A 4,902-nucleotide genomic window follows, 5' to 3' on the forward strand; every position below is an offset into this window, starting at 1 on the left:
CAGCACCCCCGCCCACGCCATCAGCGCCAGGAACGCGGCATAGCAGAGCATGATCGCCGCCACGTCGAAGCGGCCAAAGGTAATGGCCGAAGTCTTCATGCCGATCAGGAGGTCGTCGTCACGATCGACCATCGCATAAGCCGTGTCATACGCCACCGCCCAGAACACATTGGCCAGCAGCATCAGCCACGCCACCGGCGGCACCTGGTCCTGGATCGCGGCAAACGCCATCGGGATACCAAAGCCAAACGCAATGCCGAGATAAGCCTGCGGAATCGCAAAGAAGCGCTTGAAGAACGGGTAAGTGCCCGCCACCACCGCCGCCACCACTGCCAGCCATTTGGTCAGCGCATTGAGCGGCAACACCAGCGCAAAAGCCACCAGCGCCAGCACGGCGGCGACGGCCAGCGCTTCCCACGCGGCGATCTTGCCCGCGGTCAGCGGCCGCTCCCTGGTGCGCTTGACGTGCTTGTCGAAGTCGCGGTCGGCCCAGTCGTTGATGGCGCAGCCAGCCGAGCGCATCAGGAAGGTGCCCGCCACGAAGATCCAGAACAGCCCCCACGCCGGCGGCCCGCCCGCGGCCATCCACATGGCCCACAGCGTCGGCCACAGCAGCAGCAGCGTGCCGATCGGCTTGTCGATGCGCACCAGGCGCGCGTAGAGGGAAAGGCGTTCAAGCATGGGCGTGGGGGGCAACGGCGAGAGGGTCTGCACTGCGCGGATCCGGGAAGGAGGATTCAATGAAAACGCGCCGCAGCCCGGACGGTTGCGACGCGCAGTGCCGGCCGCCACTGAAGGGCAGCCGGAGGTGGCCAGCTGGCCTCAGGCCAGCATCGCGCGCAGCATCCACGCGGTCTTTTCATGCGTCTGCATGCGCTGGGTCAGCAGGTCGGCCGACGGTTCGTCGCCGGCGGCGTCGATCACCGGGAACAGCGAGCGCGCGGTGCGCACCACGGCTTCCTGGCCTTCGACCAGCTTGCGGATCATTTCGGTGGCCTCGGGCACGCCCTCTTCCTCCGCGATCGACGACAGGCGGGCGTACTCCTTGTAGGTGCCCGGTGCCGGGTAGCCCAGTGCGCGGATACGCTCGGCGATCGAGTCCACGGCGAGCGCCAGTTCGGTGTACTGGGTCTCGAACATCAGATGCAGCGTATTGAACATGGGACCCGTCACGTTCCAGTGGAAATTATGGGTCTTGAGGTAGAGGGTGTAGGTGTCCGCCAGCAGCTTGGACAGGCCTTCCGCGATCTTCTTGCGGTCCTTGTCGGAAATACCGATATTCACGCTCATCTCATTCTTCTTTGCCATGGTAAATACGCTCCGTTCTGGTAAAGCCACGAGGGGCGCCGCCGGGCTTGCCATGTTTTGGGGCCGGGCGGCGCAGTACCCGCATTATTGCACTAGCCGGCAATCCCGGCCAAACCCCGGGCCACCTCGCTGAACATCACGGCTGCGCCGAGCACGATCACGGCAGCGCCGATTTCCTTGCGCCACAGCTTGTGGCGCAGCCGCGCGGCATCGGCGCGCCCGGGCTGGTCGTGCCCGTCATGCCACAGCTGCCGCCACTCTTCGATAAACAACCGGATCATCGCCATCATCGTTCTCCGCGACGCGGCATCCCGCCACGGGCGCCGCGCCAGGCTGCCGCTTACTTCAGGTTGAGCGCGCGCTTCACGCCCTCGCCGTAGGCCGGGTCGGCCTTGGCGAAGTGCTCCAGCTGCACGCGCACGATCGCCTCAGGCACGCCCTGCATCGCTGCCGCGATATTGGCGAACAGGCGCTGGCGCTGGCCTTCGTCGAACAGGCGGAACAGCGCGCCGGGCTGGCTGTAGTAGTCCGGGTCGACGCGGTGGTCCCAGTGGTCGGCGGCGCCATCCAGTGCCAGCGGCGGCTCGATCGCGCGCTCGCTGGCGGCGTAGGCGCCTTCGCGGTTGGGCTCGTAGTTGAGCTTGCCGCCCTGGTTGCCGTCCACGCGCATCGCGCCGTCACGGTGGAAGCTGTTGTGGAACGGGCATCTCGGCGCATTCACCGGGATCTGGTTGTGGTTGATCCCCAGGCGGTAGCGCTGCGTGTCCCCGTACGAGAACAGCCGCCCCTGCAGCATCTTGTCGGGCGAGAAGCCGATGCCCGGCACGATATTGGCCGGATTCATCGCCACCTGCTCGACCTCGGCAAAGTAGTTGTCCGGGTTGCGGTTGAGCTCGAGCACGCCCACGTCGATCAGCGGGTAGTCCTTGTGCGGCCAGACCTTGGTCAGGTCGAACGGATTGATGTGGTACCTGGCCGCATCGGCCTCCGGCATGACCTGCACGCGCAGGTTCCAGCGCGGGAAATTGCCTTGCTCGATGTTCTCGAACAGGTCGCGCTGCGCGCTTTCGCGGTCCGTTGCCACGACCTTGGCCGCTTCTTCATTGGTCCAGTTGGCGATGCCCTGCTGCGACTTGAAGTGGAACTTGACCCAGAAGCGCTCGTTGTTCGCGTTGATGAACGAGTACGTGTGCGAGCCGAAGCCGTGGATCTGGCGGTAGTTCTGCGGCAGGCCGCGGTCGCTCATCAGGATGGTGACCTGGTGCAGCGATTCCGGATGGCGCGACCAGAAGTCCCACACCGCGATCGGGTCGCGCAGGTTGGTGCGCGGATTGCGTTTCTGCGTGTGGATAAAGTCCGGGAACTTGAGCGGGTCGCGCACGAAGAACACCGGGGTGTTGTTGCCGACCACGTCCCAGTTGCCTTCATCGGTGTAGAACTTGATCGAGAAGCCGCGCACGTCGCGCTCGGCATCGGCCGCGCCGCGTTCGCCGGCCACGGTCGAGAAGCGGATGAACAGCGGCGTTTCCTTGCCGACCTGGGCAAAGACCGAAGCCTTGGTGTACCTGGTGATGTCGTGGGTGATCTTGAGCGTGCCATAGGCGCCCGAACCCTTGGCATGCACGCGCCGCTCGGGGATGACCTCGCGGTCGAAGTGGGCCAGCTTTTCGAGGAACCAGACATCCTGCAGCAGCATCGGTCCGCGCGGACCGGCCGTCTGCGAGTTCTGGTTGTCGACGACGGGTGCGCCGGCGGCAGTGGTAAGGGTGTCCTTCTTGCTCATCTTTTCCTCTTTGTGGGTGGGCTGAAAGGGAACGCCGCATCAGAGCGCGGCGGCATAGCAGGCAAGGCAATCGAGCAGGCAGCGCCCCATGCGGAGGGGAAACGGGCGCCCGTTGATTGTTGCTGGAGAGAACTGGGCGCTGGTGCTCATCATTGGTTCCTGTCTCAGGTCGATGCCATCTGCATCGACAGGAGTCAGCCTACCAACGATCTATCGAATTGAGAATTCAATTATTTATACCTATGTATTAGGTCAAATCTATCTGGGATTCCTGCAACTTATCGCAGCGGAAGGTGACCGCCCGAAGACAGGTCCGTGAAATACCCCGTTGCGGGGCCGGAAATGACAACGGCCGCAGCGGAATCTCCGGTGCGGCCGAGGGAAATGCCTGTACTGCGGGGGCAGGAAGATCAGGCCGCTTCGGCCAGCTCCTTGGCGTCCAGCTTGCGCACGCCGGCCAGCTCGCACGCGGCCACGGCGTTGGCCAGCGCTTCCATCGCCGGCAGCCGGGTGAAGCTCTTGCGCCAGGCCAGCACCACGCGCCGGTCGGGCACCGGATCGGCAAACGGCACATAGGACAGCATGTCGCCCTTGGCCTTCAGGTCGGGCACCGAGGTGCGCGGCAGCACGGTGATGCCGACCCCGCTGGCCACCATATGGCGGATGGTTTCCAGCGATGAGCCCTCGAAGGTCTTCTGGATGCCGTCGGCCGCCTGCGAGAAGCGCGACAGTTCCGGGCACACGCCCAGCACATGGTCGCGGAAGCAGTGGCCGCTGCCCAGCAGCAGCATGGTCTGCTGCTTCAGTTCATCGGGGTCGATGGAGCGCGCTTGCGCCAGCTGATGGCCGCGCGGCACGGCGACGACAAAGGGCTCGTCATAGAGCGGGCGCACCGTCAGGCCCGAATCCGCGAACGGCTCGGCCATCACCGCGCAGTCGATCTCACCCTGCTTGAGCAGCTCGATCAGCTTGTGGGTGTAGTTCTCCTGCAGCATCAGCGGCATCTGCGGCACGGTCTCGATCATCTGCTTGACCAGCGACGGCAGCAGGTACGGACCGATGGTGTAGATCACGCCCACCCGCAACGGACCCGCAAGCGGGTCCTTGCCCTGCTTGGCGATCTCGCGGATGGCCATGGTCTGTTCAAGCACGCGCTGGGCCTGCGCCACGATCTGCTCGCCGACCGACGTCACCGACACCTCGGAGGTGCCGCGCTCGAAAATCTGCACGTTGAGTTCGTCTTCCAGCTTCTTGATCGCGACCGACAGCGTCGGCTGCGACACAAAGCAGGCTTCGGCGGCCCGGCCGAAATGGCGCTCGCGCGCCACGGCGACGATGTACTTGAGTTCGGTGAGCGTCATGACTTATCAGTTTCCGGTAGGCGATAGATTTTACCTTCGATTGCCGCTTCTGTCAGAGCGCCAGCCCGAATTGTCCGCAGCGAACCGGCAGGTGCGCTGGATGGCGCACATCCGTCGAAAAACCAGCCCGCACTCAAGCCTTGAGGTAGTGCTCGCGCCCGCCCAGCCAGCGCGAAAGGTGCGCTTCCACCGCTTCCGGGTAGCGCGCCAGCATCAGTTCGGCCGCCTCCTGCGCGTATTCCACCAGCCACGCGTCGGTCTGCAGGTCGGCAAAGCGCAACATCGCTTCGCCGGACTGGCGCGCGCCCAGGAACTCGCCCGGGCCGCGGATTTCCAGGTCGCGCCGGGCGATCTCGAAGCCGTCGGTGGTCTCGCGCATGGTCGCCAGGCGCTCGCGCGCGGTCGGCGACAGCGGCGCCTGGTACATCAGCAGGCAGACCGATTCGGCGC

General features: G+C 65.0%; 5 protein-coding genes and 1 pseudogene. All 6 read right to left on the bottom strand.

Going from position 1 to position 4,902, the window contains the following annotated elements; all coding sequences use genetic code 11:
• A partial coding sequence (ubiA, locus tag AC3WON_RS30935; RefSeq protein ID WP_492353462.1) for a 4-hydroxybenzoate octaprenyltransferase occupies window positions 1-681 on the bottom strand: 681 nt, incomplete at its 3' end.
• A 141-nt stretch (window positions 682-822) separates the two neighbouring features.
• The gene (locus AC3WON_RS30940) at window positions 823-1,308 is read right to left on the bottom strand and encodes a Dps family protein (RefSeq protein ID WP_010815054.1); all 486 of its coding nucleotides are present in this window, start codon (window positions 1,306-1,308) and stop codon (window positions 823-825) included.
• Between the two features lie 92 nt (window positions 1,309-1,400).
• Window positions 1,401-1,598 (bottom strand): hypothetical protein, encoded by a 198-nt coding sequence (locus tag AC3WON_RS30945; RefSeq protein WP_492319620.1) that lies wholly within the window; start codon window positions 1,596-1,598, stop codon window positions 1,401-1,403.
• A gap of 50 nt (window positions 1,599-1,648) precedes the next feature.
• A complete protein-coding gene (locus AC3WON_RS30950) occupies window positions 1,649-3,091 on the bottom strand; it encodes a catalase (RefSeq protein WP_492353463.1) in 1,443 nt (480 codons plus the stop codon).
• Between the two features lie 410 nt (window positions 3,092-3,501).
• Window positions 3,502-4,452: a LysR substrate-binding domain-containing protein gene (locus AC3WON_RS30955; RefSeq protein WP_010815057.1), complete on the bottom strand. Its 951-nt coding sequence runs from the start codon at window positions 4,450-4,452 to the stop codon at window positions 3,502-3,504.
• 133 nt (window positions 4,453-4,585) lie between these two features.
• Window positions 4,586-4,902, bottom strand: a pseudogene (locus AC3WON_RS30960) (ATP-dependent DNA helicase RecG); the annotation flags it as partial.

The organism is Cupriavidus sp. FW305-46 (genome assembly GCF_058787075.1).